Source organism: Nocardia terrae (genome assembly GCF_009760405.1).
In the GTDB taxonomy this organism is placed as follows: domain Bacteria; phylum Actinomycetota; class Actinomycetes; order Mycobacteriales; family Mycobacteriaceae; genus Nocardia; species Nocardia terrae.
In genome coordinates this window covers 481,996-497,048 of sequence record NZ_WRPP01000006.1, presented here as the reverse complement: position 1 = coordinate 497,048, position 15,053 = coordinate 481,996, and the positions used below count along the sequence as shown (strand labels likewise).

Below are 15,053 nucleotides of genomic sequence, written 5' to 3'. Positions count from 1 at the left end.
CGATGACCGGATGGCACCCGATCCCGACCTCACCGCGGACCCGGCCGCGCCCGCGCCGGGCCGCCGCCCCCGCCGGGCACCCACCGCCGCCGACCGTCGCCGCGACGCCGAACGGTCCCGGCAGGCACTGCTCGAGGCAGCGCTGGACGAGTTCGCGGCCAAGGGTTTCGACGGCGCGCGGGTCCAGGAGATCGCCGATCGCGCCGGGGTGAACAAGCAGCTGATCGCCTATTACTTCGGCGGCAAGGAGGGCCTGTACCGAGAGATCCAGCGCGACTGGCCGGCCGCCGAGGCCGAGCGCGCCGATCCGCGGCTGCCGCTCGACGAGATCGCGGCCCGGTATCTGTCCGCCGTGCTCGCCGACCCCCGGCCCGCTCGGCTGCTGGTCTGGCGGGGCCTGACCGGAAGCGGTTCGGCCACCGACTATCTCGACGGCTCCCGCACCGTCGACACCGATCTCGAGCATTTGGCCCAGGCCCGCGATCGCGGCGAGGTCTCCCCCGACCTCGACCCCGCCTTCCTGCGCATGGCGTTGATGGGCATGATCCTGGCCCCGGTCATGCTCCCCGAGACGGCCGCGCAGGCCACCGGAAAGCAGCCCGGCACACCGGAATTCGAGGAGTATTACAGCGCTCAGCTGCGCACGCTGATCAACCTACTCGGCCGGTGAGCCTTCCGGGCTCTCGATCGGTACGGGGGCCGGACGGGGGGCGCCCGAACGGGTGATGGCCACGCCGGCCAGGCAGAGCAGGCCGCCCAACCAGGCCAGAGGAGCCGGGATTTCGCCGAGGGCGAGCCAGGACATGAGGACCACCAGAGCGGGGACGACGTAGGTGGTGGCGCCCATTTTGCCCGCGGTGGTGCGGGCCAGGGCGTAGGCCCAGGTGGTGAAGGCCAGCGCGGTGGGGAACACGCCCAGGTAGATCAGGCTCAGGGTGGAGGTGGCGGGAGCCGCGGCGGCCTCGCTGATCAGTTGACCTGAAAATGGCAGGCACACAACGGCTCCCACCACGCAGCCGCCGGTGGTGAGCTGGAGCGCCGAGGCGTCCCGCAGCGCCGGTTTCTGCACCACGACCGAGACGGCCCAGCAGGTGGCGGCCAGGACGCACAGGATGACGCCCAGGGCCGCCGCCGATCCGCCGCCGGAGTTCGAGAGTCCGACGACTACCGCGCCGATGAAGGACACCGCGATGCCCGCCATCAGGCGCGACGGAAAGCCTTCCGCCAGCACGAATCCGCCGAGCAGCGCGATCAGAACCGGACCTATGTTGATCACCATGGCGGCCGTTCCGGCGTCCAGATGCCGTTCACCCCAATTGAGTGCGACCATGTAGACGCCGAACCAGAGAACGCCGGTGATCAGGATGGCCCGCCAGGTGGAGCGGGGCGGAAATCGCTCACCGCGGATCATCATGATCGCGACGAGCGCGACCGATCCGGAGAGCATGCGGCCCAGTGCCAGCGCACCGGGCGAGAAGGCATGTCCCGCACTGCGAATGAAGACGAAGGCCGAGGCCCACAGGATGACCGTGAGGGCGGCCGCCCCCATCGCACGCCGGTCCGCGGATCCGCTCTGCTGTGCCATTCACCGACGGTAGAACATCGACCTGGCAGATTTCACGCGGAAATCGGACGGGGGACTACTGGCAGACGGTGACGTTGGGGCGGCACACGATCCAATGGCCGTCCGGCAGCAGGATCCGCTCCCAGGCCTGCTCGGTCCCGCCTTCGCCGAGCTTGCGGTCGCCGGCGCCGGTGGACGGCGATTGTGGCGCGGGATCGCTCACGTAGTCGTAGGTCGCGTATCCGTTGTTGTCGTAGCTGACCACCACGTGCGAAGTCCCGCCGCTTCCGGACGGCTCCGGGCCGTTCCGGGTCGGTTCCGCCGAGGCGATCCCGGCGGCGGTGGCGAACATCGTCCCGGCAATGGCGGTACAGGCCAAAAGTTTCCGGGTCATGACGGTGTTGTGAATCATCGAACCTCCTCGTTCGCCCCTAGATACGTCGAGGGGTTACACGCCGGTTCGAGAGGAAGATCGAATCATGAAGGCCGACAAGAGATTACGTGATCATGAACCCAACCGGGGCGGCGGCGGGAGGCGGCGCTCCCGCGGGATCAGCAGCAACAGCAGCGAGAGCACCAGCCCGCCGCCGACCAGGTACAGCCCCCAGGCTCCGCTGAGCAGGTGCCGCCAGTCGGTGCGCAGCTCGTGGTCGAAGCGGTCGTCGAGCCGCCAGGTGAGCACGCCGAGGCCGGCCAGGCCGACGATCACCCCGATCCACCCCACTATCCGCGACCCGAACAGCGCGGCCAGCAGGATCACCGCCGCCACACCGAGCAGTCCGATGGCCAGCGAGCTGGTGAACGACCCCGAGTGCGATCCGATCTGATCCAGCGTCCGGCCCGAGGCGAAGCCGTTCCGCAGGTCATCGAATTGCACATTCCGCGCGTCGACCGAGCCGACGAGCGGACCGAAAACCCCGACCGCCACCGCGATGGCGGCCGCGAACAGCAGCAGATGGACGAAAGTGCGCATACTCCACGGTATTGCGCTTCCGCTCCCCCGGCACGGGATAAAACCTACCGGTCCGCAACACGCCATCCGCGACGCGCCGACGGGGGCGAATCAGGAACGGCGATCCACCGCGATGTAGGCGGCGGCCGCCACCACACCCGACACCACCGCGACCGACGGCCACGCGCCGATCTTCTTGGCCAGCGGGTGCGAGGCGCCCATCGCGCCGATGGCCAGCCCGGTCAGCGCGGCGGCGCCGCCGGTCCCGACCGTCCTGCGCCACCGCGGGAAGGCCGCCGCCGTGCCCGCCGCGAACACCGCGCCACCGAGCTGACGCTTCTTGGTGGCCTGGGCGAGGGCGAAACCACCGGTGAGGCCACCGGCCGCGAGCAACGACGTCGGCACCGCGGGAATCCCTGCCATTTCACTACCTCCAGAACAAGCGAACATACTGACCCCTCGACGGTAACCGGAGTCCATTCCGCCGCTTCGCCGGGGCGGCCCCCCGGAACCGCTAACCGCCCGCGTCGGCTACCAGCGAGCGATTCAGCTGTTCCGCGGTGATCGGCGGAACCGGCAGCGGGTGAGCGGCTTCCGCGCGCAACCCGTCCAGCATCAGGGCCAGATTGCGCCGCCAGGCATCGGGCGCGACGCGTGCGGTCTGCTCCACCACGCGAGTGTGCGACCAGGTGATGAACGCGATGTCCTCGAGCGCCCAATCCGCGCGCAGCACCCCGGCATCCTGTGCGCGCGTGACGATTTCACGCATGGTGGCATGACCGCGATCGCGCTGCTCGGCAATCTCCGGACTGGGCGCGGCCCGCAGCGCGAGCTCGTTCATCAACCGGTCGTAAGCCTGTAGCTCACAGATCTTTTCGATCAGATAGACGAACGACTCCCACGGATCAGCAAGGGCCAGTGCCTCTTCCGCGATCCGACCGCCCGCCTCGACCCGGTCCGCGACGGCCGCCGCGATCAGGTCGTCGCGGGTCGGGAAGCGGTTGTAGAGCGTGCCGATGGCCACACCCGCCCGCGCGGCGATCTCCTTGAGCGGTGCGTCCAGCCCACGTTCGGCGAACACCTCGCGCGCCGCGGTCACCAGCGCGTCGCGATTGCGGCGGGCGTCGAGGCGGAGGGGTTTCTGCACGGGCATGCGCCGATCCTACAAATCGGGCGTCGAATTTAAGTTGAGCATAGGTTCAACTTCATGCTAGCGTCGAGCTCATTAACTTGAACCATGACTCAACTTAATGAGGTACGAGCATGAGCAAGACCATCGCCATCTTCGGATTCGGACCCGGCCTGGGCATGGGCGTCGCGCGCCGCTTCGGACGGGAGGGCTTCCGGGTGGCCGTCATCGGGCGCAAGCCGGACAAGGCCGAACAGCACGTCACCGATCTGAAGTCCGAGGGCATCGAGGCGGCCGCCTTCCCCGCCGACGTCACCGACGGGGCCCAGCTCGCCGAGACCGTCGGGACCATCCGAAAGACCTTCGGCGAGATCGATGTAGCGCTGCACGGCGCGGCCGGGAACATGGCCGACCGTGCGCCTTCCACCCGCACCCTGGACCTTCCCGATCTGCGCGTTCCCATGGCGCTGAAGCTGCACTCCCCGATGCTCATGGCCCGGGAACTGCTCCCCGCCATGATCGAACGCGGCGACGGAGCACTGCTGTTCTCGTCGGGTTCCTCACCGCGCCTTGCGTATCCGCACCTGGCCAACTTCGGCGTCGCCCTGGCCGCCCAGCGCGGCTACGTCCTGCAACTGGCCGCGGAGCTGCGCGACACCGGCGTGTACGCCGGATTGTTGAACATCGGCGTGTTGATCGGTGACAGCCAGGCCGAGCGGCTCATCGACGAACATCCCGAACTGGTCCCCGCCGGGGTGACGCTGCCCCGCATGACCAATACCGAACTGGGCGATCGGTATTGGGAGATGTACACGAAACGCGAGGCCGCCGAGGTGGAGGTCGGCTTCACCGAGTGACCCCGGGCCGGACCGGAACCGATTCGTGGGATGTGTTGCGGGCGGAGCGGATCATACGATAAGAACCTGACGAAACACGGTCCGGGGGGTTCCGGGCACGTCGGTTCACAGAGTTCCGCTCAGCCGTAAAGGAATAACTCGACCATGACCGGTCCGGTCGTTTTCACCAGCTACTACCACGACGAATCCAATGACGACGGGTTCCAGTGGGAGTTCAAATGTGATCGCTGCACCACTTCCTACAAGTCGCCGTTCGAGCAGAACTACTTCTCGCGCGGCCGGGGTGCGCTGCGCGTGCTGCGCGACCTGTTCGGCGACCAGGTGCGTGCCATCGACAAGATCTCGAACGCCGCGGAGAGCTACTCCAACCACTGGGGCGGCTCCTCCTCGAGCACCAAGGACAAGGCCTTCGCCCGCGCGGTCGAGCAGGTGCGCAACGACTTCCGCCTGTGCGGGGGCTGCGGCCGCTGGGTCTGCCACCGCGTCTGCTGGAACGAGCAGGTGGGCCAGTGCACCAACTGCTCCCCGCAGGTGCAGCACCAGATCGCCCAGGCGCAGGCGGAGGCCCGCGGCTCCCAGATCCGCGACGCCGCCTACCAGCAGGACTGGGTCTCCCAGCACGACGTGGCCACCCCGGCCCGCGTCTCCTGCCCGACCTGCGGCGCGAACACCACCGGCGGCAAGTTCTGCTCCACCTGCGGCACCGCCCTCGCCATGCAGTCGAACTGCCGCGGGTGCGGCCACCAGACCCGGGTGGGCGCGCCCTTCTGCGCCAATTGCGGCCAGCCCCAATAGTTCAGCGGATACCCGGGGTCGCGGGGTCCGGGCCGAGGCAGCCGAGGATGAAGCAGCCGGGCGGCCAGTTGTCGAACGGCGGGTACAGCGGCTTGCCCAGGCATTGCAGGACACCGCAACCCGGGTAGGCCATCGGGCCCAGGCCCAGTGCGGCGAGGGTGGCGTCGGGGTTCAGGAACATCGGGTCGGTGAGACTCGTGTCCGGGTGCTCCACGTACGGGCCCGGGTCGGGCAGGGTCGGGTTGCGGAAGGCCATGGTGAGTCCGCGCAGGACATCGTGCGGAAAGCTCACCGCGCCACCGGGAACCGTGACACCGGTCCAGCTGACGAGCAGGCCCAGGCTGGGGACGATGAAGTTGTCCTGGCGCATCATTCCGGCCATCTGGATGGCGTCCTTGGGCAGGCCCGGGAACACGTCCTCGCATCCGGGACCGTTGACGGTGATCAGGAAGCCGTAGCAGGGATTGACGTCGGTCGGCGTGGTGGCCTCGGTCAGGTAGTCGGTGGAGATCACCTGCCGGCCTTGCCATTTGCCGCGATCGGCCAGCAGCAGGCCGAGCTTGGCGTAGTCGTCGGGCGGCAGCACCAGGTGCGCGTGCCCGTAGGTGTTGCCGCTGCGGTCGCGCGCCCACAGATAGTCGGATTTCTGGATTCCCAACGGGTCGAACAGGTTTCGCTGCACATACGCCTGGAAATCCTCGCCGACGGCCTGCTGGATCACATAGACGAGCAAGTCGACCGCGCGCTGACTGTACTGCCAGTCCTCGCCCTGCGGATGCTGGATCGGCATGCCCAGGGCCTGCGCCACCACGTTCGGGTCCAGGCGGAACAGCCCGGTGACGCCCTCGGAGGCGATGGCGATCTCCATGCCGGAGGTCTCGGTCAGCAGGCTGCGCACGGTGATCGCGCGGTGCTGCGCATCCCCGAGCCCGGCGGGCAGATAGTTGCCGATCGGATCGTCCACGCGCAGTTTGTGTTCGTCGACGGCGATCCCGGCGACCATGGACACCACACTCTTGGTGCCGCTCCACAGGTTCCAGGCGACGCCGCCCGCACGCTGATTGTTCGGTCCGCCGCCGATCAGGCAGTTGTTGCGGAACACCTGCACGGTGAACCGGGTCGGATCGGAGGCGAAGTCCACCGCCTTGCGCAGCTCGGCCGAATCCAGGCCCACCTCTTCGGGTGTCGCGGTTTCCGGTTGCCTGCCCGAGCTGGCCTGGCAGTGCCGCAACCCGTCGGGTTCGGCGCGGCCGACCGGCCCGACGACCAATGCCACGGCGACCGTCATCAACGCCACCACTATGCCTGTCATTACCCGCGACACACGACTCTCCGTTCCCTGAAGTCCCGTTCAGCTCATCGGAGGGCCGTTGCGGCCGTTATCTTTTCGTGACCCGCGACTTCTGGGGGCGGTAGTTCTCGGGGCGCAGCGTTCAGGGGCTCGGCGCGTCACCCAGTCGGGCCGCGAGCGCGTCGAGTACACCGGACTGCGCGGCGGGGACCTCGATGCTCATCACCACCTCGGCGCCCGCGGATTCGAAGCCGAAGCGGAAGAAGGAGCAGCACTCGGTCTCACGCCGCGCCAACTCCCGCGCCCGGTCCTCGGCCGCCGCCGGCAGTACCAGCGTCAGCGCGGTCGGCTCCGGGCGGGAGTGCCGCAGCACCGATTCCGTGAACAATTCATCGAATTCGGCCACCCGCAGCGGTTGCTCGGCGGTCGGCAGCGTGCAGGCGTCGGGCACCCACTCCACCTGTATCGGTTCCATGGGCGCTACAACAAGGGGCGGTCCGCCGAAAATCCCGGCTGATCAGTGTCTTTCAGCGGGCGTCGACCGTCGCGAAGGCAGCCCAGATCAGGGGGGAGTGCTCGATCGCCCCGGTGTCGCGCCAGGCGGCCAGATGGGTCCGCTGCCAGTCGTTGAGGGCCGCGACGGGATCCTCGGATTCATGGGCGGCGTCGATGGCGCACACGGCTTCCTGGAACGGATGCGCGGTATCGGGTGTGCCCGCGAAGCGGTGGAACGCGAGGTCGGTGGGCAGCGGCCAGCGCCCCGCGGTGACCAGCTCCGCGCCGCCGGTCAGCATGGCGGCGACCAGGCCGAGCGGTTCGGCGAAGCGGAGATCGCCGCCGCTCTCACAGGCGACGAGCGCGACCCGGCTCGGGATGGGCCAAATGTCGGGGCCGGTGCGGGGTTCGGGCCGGCCGCCGGCGCCGGAGCCATTGTGGTTCGCCGCCAGGGCGTGGGTGCCGAGCAGCAGATCCCGGGCCGACAGCGGCCGGTGATCGCGGTAGGCCGGGGCGCAGCCGGGACTGGCGGCGGTGCACGACAGATGCAGGGTGGCCGATTCGCTGCGGCCCGATTCGGGAGCCGCCGCGGTCACGTGCCCGACATAGAGCAGGCGTGCGGCCCCCGCATGCAGCGCGCGGCTCAGCCAGGAGCGATCGAGATCGGTGCGGCGGAAGGCGTCCACGGGATCGTCGACGGCCGGACTGAGGCGATCGGCGGCGGCATGGGCGGCCACCAGTTCCGCCAGCGGCGCGGCCGAATCCATCCGGCCCAGCACCGATCCCAGCGCCGAGTCGGCACGGAAGCCCGGAACACGCGGATCCAGTACCGCGACGACCGGGCCGCTGCGCGTCTCGGCCCACGAGCGCGTGACGCGCGCGGGCGCGTGCACGATGCCGGGCGGCGCGAGCACGCTGACATCGCCGATCTCGACCAGGCGCACCTCCGCGTCGGGAGCGATGAGTTCCCAGGGCAATTGCGCTGTGCGAGGCGAGGGTTGGATACGTATGTGCGGACGGACACCGCCCACGTACAGCTCGTGCAGTGACACCGCCAGGTTGTAGGGCAGAAATGTCGCTGAGAGATACTGTGCCAGAGCGTTTTCCGCCTCGAACGAGGACAGTTCACCGGTGGTCAGCGATGATTCGAGCCCACCCGCCCTTCCAGGTGCGGGCAATGCGGCGGCGAGCCTGCTCAGCGCCGCCTCCACCTGATCCTCGGGCACCAACCCGACTCCGCCGGGCGCGCTCTCCCCGGCCCATCGCCAGGTCAGATAGAGATCACCGGCATCGGCCATCCGGACGAAGACCGTGGGGCGCAACGTCTTTCCGGCGCTCATGCCGTGATCACCCGCGCCGTCCGCAACCGGCGGCCGTAACGTAGTTCCGCCGCCTCGAGCCAGTCCGCCAACGCGATGTGGCCGTCCGGCGGCACGGCGACCCGGGGCGGCGGCGCCACGGGCAGGCCCGCACCGGCCGCCACCGCCGCGAGAGCGGTGCCGAGCTGGAGTGCGTCCAGCAGTGGCGCGGCGGAATCCGAGGGCGGTTCGAAGGGCTCGAACAGGTCGAGGGGCGCGGGTGGCTCGGCGGAGAGGCGGTCGATGTCCAAGGTCGTCCCCGCGCATTGGCTTTCGATGAGATCGGCGACCAGCCGCGCGTCACCCGCCAGGTAGGAGTAGCGGAAGGCCAGGCGCAGGGCGGGGTTCACGATACGACGATTCCAGGTGTCGCGTTGCGCGCCGTCGGGGAGTTCGTAGCGCACGGCGTCCAGGGCCAGGGCGGCCGGGACCGCGAGATCCACGGCCCGCGCGAGCAATCCGGGGACCTGGGTGACCAACGGTTCCAGCAGACCGGCGTGCCAGTAGTCGAGCTGGGCGCAGTGCAGGCCGAGCCCGCGCACGGCGTAGGTCGCGCGCGCGGCGGCCAGTTCTTCCTCGCCCTGCTCGTACCGTCCCGCGGCGAAGGCCGTGGCGGCCAGCCGGAGTCGCACGTCGGCCGCGTCGATGACGGCCCGGGATTCCTCGAACCGGTGCAGGGCCTCGCGGTATCGGGCCTCCGCCACCTCCGTCTGTCCGCGCTGCTCGGCGATGAACCCCATGACCTTCAGCCCGATTCCGGCCCGATGGGCCACCCCGGCGGCGACGAAATGGTCCTGGGCGGCCGCCAGCAGCGGTTCGGCATCATCGAAAGACCCTGTGCGCGTGTACATCAGCGCCAGGTTCTGCCGGGTCTCCGCGACGCCGGAGCTGTCCTCGACGGCTTCGAACGCCGACAGCGCCTGTCCCGCGAAATCCTGGGCCAGCTCCCACCGCCCGGTCTCGAAATGCGCCGCGGCCAGGTTCATCAGCGGATGCCCCGCCTGCTCCGGCCCGAATCGCCGTGCCGCGTCCAGCGATTCGTTCGCCAGGTCCAATGCCCGCCACCACTGCTGCCGATGCAGTGCGACCGCCGTCGACGACACCAGGCACGCCAACCGCAGGTCCGCCGGCGCATCGTCCTTCCCCAGGGCCGCCCGCGCCTGCTCCAACGCCGCCTGCGCCCCCTCCAGATCCCCCAGATTCTGCAGAGCCTGCGACAGCCCGATCAACGCCCCCGGATACATCCGCGGCGCATCGACCCGCATCTCCCCCAACGCTTCCCGAAACCGCTCCACCGCCCCCGCATGATCACCGAGCCGATCGGTCACCACCGCCACATCGACCAGCGCGCACAGCCGCAGATCCCCCACCTCGACCTCCGCCGCCCGCTCGAAGATCCGCAACGCCTCCCACAACTCACCCCGCGCCACGGCCTCGGCCCCGACCCGCAGCAAAGGACTCTCTGCTGCGGAGTCGCCGTCTGCCGTCCGGCGCGCCTCGCCGCAAGGCGGAACGACCTCCCCACCGGCGTCTTGTTCATGCCACGGTTCGGAGCTGCCATCGGGTGGTACCGGCCCAGCCGGCGTCGGCTCTCCGCGCGGCGTCGGCGCATTTCCGTCGGAGGCGGGTTCCGGCATGCTAGAAGTCCGAATCCCCAGTGGCGGCGGCAATTTCGGCCAGCAGTGGCGCGACGGGGTCGTCGTCGGCCGTCGAAGTCGTCGCGTAGTGCAGCCTGGATGCCGCGTAGTCACGGATGCGCTGGCGCAGCACGGCACGGGCGGCGTCCCCGGATCGCTCCATGTCACCCCAGCGGAACTCACGGGGCAGTGGCATCGGACCGAAACCCGGGACATGGATGGCGATCCGAACGGTCGAGGCCGGCGCCGGCAGTGGTGACTCGCCGATCCACGTGTCCGCGACGGCACGGAGTTCGATCTCCAGCCCGTCACCGCCGAGGTCGACGTCGGCCCAGACGCGCAAGTGGGTGGGAATATCCGCGGGCAGGTCGGGGTGGGCCGCCACGGTGATCGAAACCTTGGTGGCGCCCCGGTCACGAACGAGCTGCCAGGACACGGCCGATTCCGAGGCGTCCACCAGGCCCGGCGGGCAGCGCTGCCAGTCCCAGCCGCCGGTGCCGCGGGCCAGGACGAAGGCATCGGCGGCGCGGTGTTCATCACCGGCCGCCAGCGCGTAATCCGAAGCCCGCGGCGGGTTTTCGATGTAGGTCGGGGCCAGCGGAACGATCGCGTCCGAACCGTCCACCAGCGACTCGCATTCCGCCGTCAGCACGGCGATGTCGCGATCGAGCAGCACGGGGTCGAGAGCGGCGATCCCGTCCAGGGTGGACGCGGGCCACCAGCGAGACGCCCAATGCGCGTACGCGAGTCGACGCGCGCTCACCACCAGGGCGGGCAGTGCAGGGGCCGCCGCGACATCGCTCGCACTGCTGATTGCGGAATCGATTCTGCTCATCTCGTCGAGAGTCAGAGCGACCGTTTCACCGTAAACGGCCCACACCCAGTCCTGGGCGATATCGATATCGCTGATCATCGCGAACGGAAGTCGCCTGTCGTCGAACACATCCCAGACGAGGACGCCGCCGACGACCTCGAGCACCATCTCTTCGGCTCCGGACGACTCGACCGGACCGAGGGGCGCCTTGGGGATGATGCACCACCCGGTGGGAAACAGGTCGATCGAAACCGTCGAATTCGTCATCCCACCCTCGATTCCCGCTCGTCGGGCTCGGTCACCGCACTCACCGCCAGCGCCCGCTTCACCCGCATCCGATGGTCCAGGATCACCGACCGGGCCACCCCGTCGAGCAGATCCCAGAGCTCGTCCGCGGCGCACACGGGAAACTCCCGCACATCCCGCCCGTGCAGCCGCGCCCACAATCTCCGCAGATACGGCCGCCACGGCACCCGCAGATCCGCCGCGATCGCCCCCAACGGCCCCTCCACAGCGTCCACCCGGACCATCATCCGCCGCGCCTGCAGCACATACGCCTCCCGCTGCCAGCGCCCATTGATCACCCGCGCCGCCGCACTACCGTTCGAGTGCGCCGTGTCGGCCGGGCCGACTGCCGAACTGGCCAGTCCAGCAATGACATCTGCCGCTCGCTCAGGTGCGCGCCCCAGGTCCGCGCCGACCACACGCCGAGCGCCATTCGAGCCCGGGGATCCGCCTTCGGTGGGGATCGAATCGGCCGAATCGGCTGCCGCACCGGCCATTCCGGCGGCGCTCGCCGATCCGATGGGAGCACCGAGTAATCCGGCAGTGGTGCCGAGCAGTCCGGCGGCCGTGCCGGTCAGGCCGACCGCCGCGCTCAGCAGACCTGCGACCGTGCCGGTCAGGGAGGCGCGGGCGGTGTCCGGGTCGGGCTCCGGGGTGAGCGGGTTGCCCAGTGGGCGCAGGTGGACGGCCAGGGCGGCACCCGCGGCGGCGGCCACGCGCAGGGACTCGTCCAGAAGCGCCCACGGGGCGCAGGCGCGGGCGATCTCCGCGTCCACCAGTTCGGGGATGGGAGGGAGGTCGGCGCGTTCGCTGGAGGCTTGCAGGACGGTGAAGATGCGCTCGTGGATGGTGCGGTCGAGCGGCAGGCCGAGGGTGGCGGTGGAGGCCGAGTTGCCGACCCGGGGCGGGAGCGGGAGGGGGTACAGCGTGAGGCCGAGTTCCTGGGCCACGCTGCCGTTGCGGTCCAGCCACAGGCGGATGCCGGTGTGGGTGCCGACCGAGGCGGCGACGGCCTCGTCGAGGTCGATCGCGCCGCCCGATCCGTCGGCCTCCGGGTCGTCGAATCGGGTTGCGGCACAGGTCTCCAGCAGCGCCGCGAGCAGATCCGAATGGTCGGGTACCTCGGTCAACGGGCGTCGCCGCCAGGCGGTCCGGATGAGGTCGGTGAGCTCGTCGCCCCGCGCCGGCTCGGACAGGTATTCCTTCAGCGCCTGGGTGGTGCGCCCGGCGGACAGGCCGTGGATCTCGCGCAGCGCGGCTTCGGCGGCGGCCCGGTCGCGAACAGGGTCCGGCAGGCCGTTGACGGTGGCCAGTTCGAAGCAGCGCTGGAAGTAGAGGTCCTGGGCATTGCCCTCGGTGATGCGCAGCCCGCGGCGGGTCTGTTTGAGCAGCGTGAACCAGGCGGCGGTGGCGCGCAGGACGTCGGCGGCGGCGTGGACGCGGGTGGCCAGCAGGACCGCGCCGTCGGCGGAGAGCATCGAGCCCGCGCACTGCGGGTGCTGGACGGGACGGATCACCAGCGGGTCGAGGATGAGTTTGACGGTGCGCCGCAGGGGTCCGCCGTGTGGTCCGCTCAAGGGTTCGACACCGTCGAGGCGGCGCCACACCTCGTCCAGCACCATGGCCCGCGGTCGTCGCATTCGCCCAGGTTATCCCAGTTTCCGGGGCTCGCGCGCGCCGGAAGTTGGGATCGGTAGGGGCCGTCCCGATTCCTACCGTTCTGGCATCGGTTCCACCACGGGGCCAGCTTCACGAGAACGAGGAAAGACCATGAACAGCAAGCCGATCCGCCTGACCACCGCCGTCCTGGCCGCCACCGCCACGGCCGCCCTGCTGGTCACCGGGTGCAGCAGCAACTCCAACTCCAACTCCACGACCACCAAGGCCACCGCCGCCGCCCCGGCCGGTCCGGAGACCTCGGCCCCGGGCACCGCGGCGCCCGCCGGTGGCAGCTCGTCGGTCTCGGTCGACGGCAAGTCCATCTCCGCCAAGTTCGACACCACCTGCGCCAAGCAGGGCGGCAACCTGGCCCTGGCGCTCACCGACCAGAGCAACTCGACCTACGGCACCCTGACCGCGAGCGCCACCATCACCGGTACCGACACCGTGCAGGCGGTCGGCATCGCGGGCACCAAGGGCGGCAGCAACGGCCAGCCGTACGCGCTGGGCTTCGGCAACGGCATGCCGGGCGGTTCGGCCAAGGTGACCAAGAGCGGCAACACCTACACCGTGAGCGGCGAGGGCGTCGGAGGCGTGGACATGTCCAACCCGATGGCCGGGCCGAAGACCGAGAAGTTCGAGATCGTCTTCGCCTGCAGCACCGTCGTCGGCGGCTGACCCGCCGATCCGCCCCGGACGCCAGGGCACCCTGTTCCACCCCGCTCGTGCCACCGGGCATGAGCGGGACCGTCATCTCTGATCCGGAAAGCATATGAAGAACCAAATACGTCTCGCCGCAGTCGTTTTCGGCGTCCTGGCCGTCGGCTACTACCTCTGGCACGGCCTCACCTCCAACGATGTGTTCGGCTGGGTCGGCCCGCAGATGGCGCTGCCGATCATCGCCCTGACCGTCGTCCCCATCGTCTTCGCCTTCACCGGCGACGGCATCCTGTCGGCCTTCACCGGCAACAACAGCTCCCAGTTCCGCAACGGCCTGGTGGGCCTGGGCACCGTCGAGGGTGTCCGGCAGACCGGCGTCTACCTCAACGAACAGCCGCAGGTGCGCATCGACTTCCGGGTCGAGGGCTCCGACGGCAAGGTCTTCCCCTCCCACGCCAAGATGATCGTCCCGCTCACCCAGCTGGCGCTGCTGCGTCCCGGCGTGGTGCTGCCGGTCCGCTACCTGCCCGACCGCCTCGACAAGGTGGAGGTGGACCTGTCCGGCGACACCGCGGCGGCGCAGGAAGCCATGAACGCGGCCAATATTCGCAAAGGCTTCACCACTCCCGCCAAGCTCGACATCGCCCGGCGCGGCATCGCGGCCCAGGCGGTGGTGCGGTCGCTGAGCGTGCCCGGCGAGATCCGTGACGGGCACTCGCGATTGGATCTGGTGCTGGTGGTCACCCGCCCGGACGGCAGCACGTTCGAGGTGCGCACCGAGAAGTTCCTGGCCCCCGCGATGGTCTCGCTGGTCCAGGTCGGCCGGGTGGTGACCGTGCACTACCTGCCGGGCAACGAACAGGAGGTGGTGCTGTCGCTGCCGGTCAACTCCGCCAACTAGACATGATCTCGGAAAAACTCAGAGCCGCAGGCGGTTTCGCCAGCGGCTCTTCGTCATGTCAGGTGTCAGGGACGTTCGTAGAATCCGTCGATCCGGCCCCGGCCGTGTGCCCGCGCCGCGGCCAGCACTTCTCGCGGTTTGGCCGATCCGGGAGAACGGCCGCCGGTCAGGGTGACCGGCTCGGTCAGGGCGAAGAGCTGGAAGACGTAGCGGTGCGGCCCGTGTCCGGGCACCGGCGCCGGGCCCATGTATCCGCGGCCCCAGCTCGACCGCAGCATCTCGACGCCCTCCGGCGCGGAGCCGGAAGCCAGTGCACCGCTGGGCAATTCGCCGATACCGGCATCCAGCAGGGCGAGCGCGTGCACGAAGGGACCACCGAAGGGCGCGTCCTGGTCCTCCACCACCAGCAGCAGTTGCGCGGTCCCCTCGGGCACACCCGACCAGGACAGCGCGGGCGAGACGTCCCGCCCGCCGGCCCGCTTCATGGCGTGGCGGATATCCAGCCGCGACTCGTGCGCGAAGTCGCCGCTGGTGACCTCGAATTCCCCGCCCTCACCCAGATTCGGCCGGTACCAGGCCAGATCCTCGGGCGCACCGCGCCGGTTCCGGAGCAATCTGCCCATCAGTGCCATTGCGTTCTCCTTGGTAGGTAGAGG

General features: G+C 69.6%; 17 protein-coding genes. 5 read left to right on the top strand and 12 right to left on the bottom strand.

Annotated features, from left to right (window positions below; genetic code table 11):
• Nucleotides 1–10: 10 nt before the first annotated feature.
• Entirely contained in the window at nt 11–670 is a 660-nt protein-coding gene (locus GPX89_RS30220) for a TetR/AcrR family transcriptional regulator (protein ID WP_157391064.1), read from the top strand.
• Here GPX89_RS30220 and GPX89_RS30215 read toward each other — a convergent pair.
• From GPX89_RS30215 to GPX89_RS30195, 5 genes are all read right to left on the bottom strand, one after another.
• Nucleotides 656–1,585, bottom strand: coding sequence for a DMT family transporter (locus GPX89_RS30215; protein WP_157391063.1), 930 nt, complete (start codon nt 1,583–1,585; stop codon nt 656–658). The genes GPX89_RS30220 and GPX89_RS30215 overlap by 15 nt on opposite strands.
• A gap of 55 nt (nt 1,586–1,640) precedes the next feature.
• On the bottom strand, nt 1,641–1,976 hold the full coding sequence (locus tag GPX89_RS30210; protein ID WP_157391062.1) for a hypothetical protein: 336 nt from the start codon (nt 1,974–1,976) through the stop codon (nt 1,641–1,643).
• A 93-nt stretch (nt 1,977–2,069) separates the two neighbouring features.
• On the bottom strand, nt 2,070–2,537 hold the full coding sequence (locus tag GPX89_RS30205) for a hypothetical protein (RefSeq protein WP_157391061.1): 468 nt from the start codon (nt 2,535–2,537) through the stop codon (nt 2,070–2,072).
• A gap of 90 nt (nt 2,538–2,627) precedes the next feature.
• Nucleotides 2,628–2,939: a hypothetical protein gene (locus tag GPX89_RS30200; RefSeq protein ID WP_157391060.1), complete on the bottom strand. Its 312-nt coding sequence runs from the start codon at nt 2,937–2,939 to the stop codon at nt 2,628–2,630.
• A 91-nt stretch (nt 2,940–3,030) separates the two neighbouring features.
• Nucleotides 3,031–3,669 (bottom strand): TetR/AcrR family transcriptional regulator, encoded by a 639-nt coding sequence (locus tag GPX89_RS30195; RefSeq protein WP_157391059.1) that lies wholly within the window; start codon nt 3,667–3,669, stop codon nt 3,031–3,033.
• A gap of 110 nt (nt 3,670–3,779) precedes the next feature.
• On the opposite strand from GPX89_RS30195, the gene GPX89_RS30190 reads away from it, so the two are divergent.
• Both GPX89_RS30190 and GPX89_RS30185 read left to right on the top strand, forming a co-directional pair.
• A complete protein-coding gene (locus tag GPX89_RS30190; protein WP_157391058.1) occupies nt 3,780–4,502 on the top strand; it encodes an SDR family NAD(P)-dependent oxidoreductase in 723 nt (240 codons plus the stop codon).
• A 144-nt stretch (nt 4,503–4,646) separates the two neighbouring features.
• Entirely contained in the window at nt 4,647–5,297 is a 651-nt protein-coding gene (locus tag GPX89_RS30185) for a double zinc ribbon domain-containing protein (RefSeq protein WP_157391057.1), read from the top strand.
• A 1-nt stretch (nt 5,298) separates the two neighbouring features.
• Here the strand turns inward: GPX89_RS30185 and GPX89_RS30180 are convergent, their stop codons facing one another.
• The 6 genes from GPX89_RS30180 to GPX89_RS44925 form a co-directional block, all read right to left on the bottom strand.
• Nucleotides 5,299–6,585, bottom strand: a complete 1,287-nt coding sequence (locus tag GPX89_RS30180) for a serine hydrolase domain-containing protein (RefSeq protein ID WP_235948339.1) — start codon at nt 6,583–6,585, stop codon at nt 5,299–5,301.
• A 145-nt stretch (nt 6,586–6,730) separates the two neighbouring features.
• Complete coding sequence (locus tag GPX89_RS30175; RefSeq protein WP_157391055.1) at nt 6,731–7,063, bottom strand: hypothetical protein; 333 nt, start codon at nt 7,061–7,063, stop codon at nt 6,731–6,733.
• A 52-nt stretch (nt 7,064–7,115) separates the two neighbouring features.
• On the bottom strand, nt 7,116–8,423 hold the full coding sequence (locus GPX89_RS30170; protein WP_157391054.1) for a CHAT domain-containing protein: 1,308 nt from the start codon (nt 8,421–8,423) through the stop codon (nt 7,116–7,118).
• Nucleotides 8,420–9,895: a tetratricopeptide repeat protein gene (locus GPX89_RS30165; protein ID WP_235948336.1), complete on the bottom strand. Its 1,476-nt coding sequence runs from the start codon at nt 9,893–9,895 to the stop codon at nt 8,420–8,422. The genes GPX89_RS30170 and GPX89_RS30165 overlap by 4 nt, the downstream gene beginning before the upstream one ends.
• 184 nt (nt 9,896–10,079) lie before the next feature.
• The gene (locus GPX89_RS30160; RefSeq protein ID WP_157391052.1) at nt 10,080–11,159 is read right to left on the bottom strand and encodes a hypothetical protein; all 1,080 of its coding nucleotides are present in this window, start codon (nt 11,157–11,159) and stop codon (nt 10,080–10,082) included.
• Complete coding sequence (locus GPX89_RS44925) at nt 11,156–12,817, bottom strand: hypothetical protein (RefSeq protein WP_235948334.1); 1,662 nt, start codon at nt 12,815–12,817, stop codon at nt 11,156–11,158. The genes GPX89_RS30160 and GPX89_RS44925 overlap by 4 nt, the downstream gene beginning before the upstream one ends.
• Before the next feature lie 130 nt (nt 12,818–12,947).
• Between GPX89_RS44925 and GPX89_RS30145 the strand changes: the two genes are divergently transcribed.
• Both GPX89_RS30145 and GPX89_RS30140 read left to right on the top strand, forming a co-directional pair.
• Nucleotides 12,948–13,514 (top strand): lipoprotein LpqH, encoded by a 567-nt coding sequence (locus GPX89_RS30145; protein ID WP_157391051.1) that lies wholly within the window; start codon nt 12,948–12,950, stop codon nt 13,512–13,514.
• A gap of 94 nt (nt 13,515–13,608) precedes the next feature.
• Nucleotides 13,609–14,397, top strand: coding sequence for a hypothetical protein (locus GPX89_RS30140; protein ID WP_157391050.1), 789 nt, complete (start codon nt 13,609–13,611; stop codon nt 14,395–14,397).
• 65 nt (nt 14,398–14,462) lie between these two features.
• Here GPX89_RS30140 and GPX89_RS30135 read toward each other — a convergent pair whose 3' ends face one another.
• The gene (locus GPX89_RS30135; RefSeq protein ID WP_157391049.1) at nt 14,463–15,029 is read right to left on the bottom strand and encodes a YbhB/YbcL family Raf kinase inhibitor-like protein; all 567 of its coding nucleotides are present in this window, start codon (nt 15,027–15,029) and stop codon (nt 14,463–14,465) included.
• Nucleotides 15,030–15,053 lie beyond the last annotated feature (24 nt).

What these genes read in the sequence shown, in the direction of transcription:
- GPX89_RS30140 (WP_157391050.1), top strand. Translation starts at nt 13,609, where the DNA reads ATGAAGAACCAAATACGTCTCGCCGCAGTCGTTTTCGGCGTCCTGGCC.
- GPX89_RS30180 (WP_235948339.1), bottom strand. Translation starts at nt 6,585, where the DNA reads ATGACGGTCGCCGTGGCATTGGTCGTCGGGCCGGTCGGCCGCGCCGAA.
- GPX89_RS30220 (WP_157391064.1), top strand. Translation starts at nt 11, where the DNA reads ATGGCACCCGATCCCGACCTCACCGCGGACCCGGCCGCGCCCGCGCCG.
- GPX89_RS30210 (WP_157391062.1), bottom strand. Translation starts at nt 1,976, where the DNA reads ATGATTCACAACACCGTCATGACCCGGAAACTTTTGGCCTGTACCGCC.
- GPX89_RS30215 (WP_157391063.1), bottom strand. Translation starts at nt 1,585, where the DNA reads ATGGCACAGCAGAGCGGATCCGCGGACCGGCGTGCGATGGGGGCGGCC.
- GPX89_RS44925 (WP_235948334.1), bottom strand. Translation starts at nt 12,817, where the DNA reads ATGCGACGACCGCGGGCCATGGTGCTGGACGAGGTGTGGCGCCGCCTC.
- GPX89_RS30175 (WP_157391055.1), bottom strand. Translation starts at nt 7,063, where the DNA reads ATGGAACCGATACAGGTGGAGTGGGTGCCCGACGCCTGCACGCTGCCG.
- GPX89_RS30135 (WP_157391049.1), bottom strand. Translation starts at nt 15,029, where the DNA reads ATGGCACTGATGGGCAGATTGCTCCGGAACCGGCGCGGTGCGCCCGAG.
- GPX89_RS30200 (WP_157391060.1), bottom strand. Translation starts at nt 2,939, where the DNA reads ATGGCAGGGATTCCCGCGGTGCCGACGTCGTTGCTCGCGGCCGGTGGC.
- GPX89_RS30145 (WP_157391051.1), top strand. Translation starts at nt 12,948, where the DNA reads ATGAACAGCAAGCCGATCCGCCTGACCACCGCCGTCCTGGCCGCCACC.
- GPX89_RS30205 (WP_157391061.1), bottom strand. Translation starts at nt 2,537, where the DNA reads ATGCGCACTTTCGTCCATCTGCTGCTGTTCGCGGCCGCCATCGCGGTG.
- GPX89_RS30190 (WP_157391058.1), top strand. Translation starts at nt 3,780, where the DNA reads ATGAGCAAGACCATCGCCATCTTCGGATTCGGACCCGGCCTGGGCATG.
- GPX89_RS30195 (WP_157391059.1), bottom strand. Translation starts at nt 3,669, where the DNA reads ATGCCCGTGCAGAAACCCCTCCGCCTCGACGCCCGCCGCAATCGCGAC.
- GPX89_RS30170 (WP_157391054.1), bottom strand. Translation starts at nt 8,423, where the DNA reads ATGAGCGCCGGAAAGACGTTGCGCCCCACGGTCTTCGTCCGGATGGCC.
- GPX89_RS30185 (WP_157391057.1), top strand. Translation starts at nt 4,647, where the DNA reads ATGACCGGTCCGGTCGTTTTCACCAGCTACTACCACGACGAATCCAAT.
- GPX89_RS30160 (WP_157391052.1), bottom strand. Translation starts at nt 11,159, where the DNA reads ATGACGAATTCGACGGTTTCGATCGACCTGTTTCCCACCGGGTGGTGC.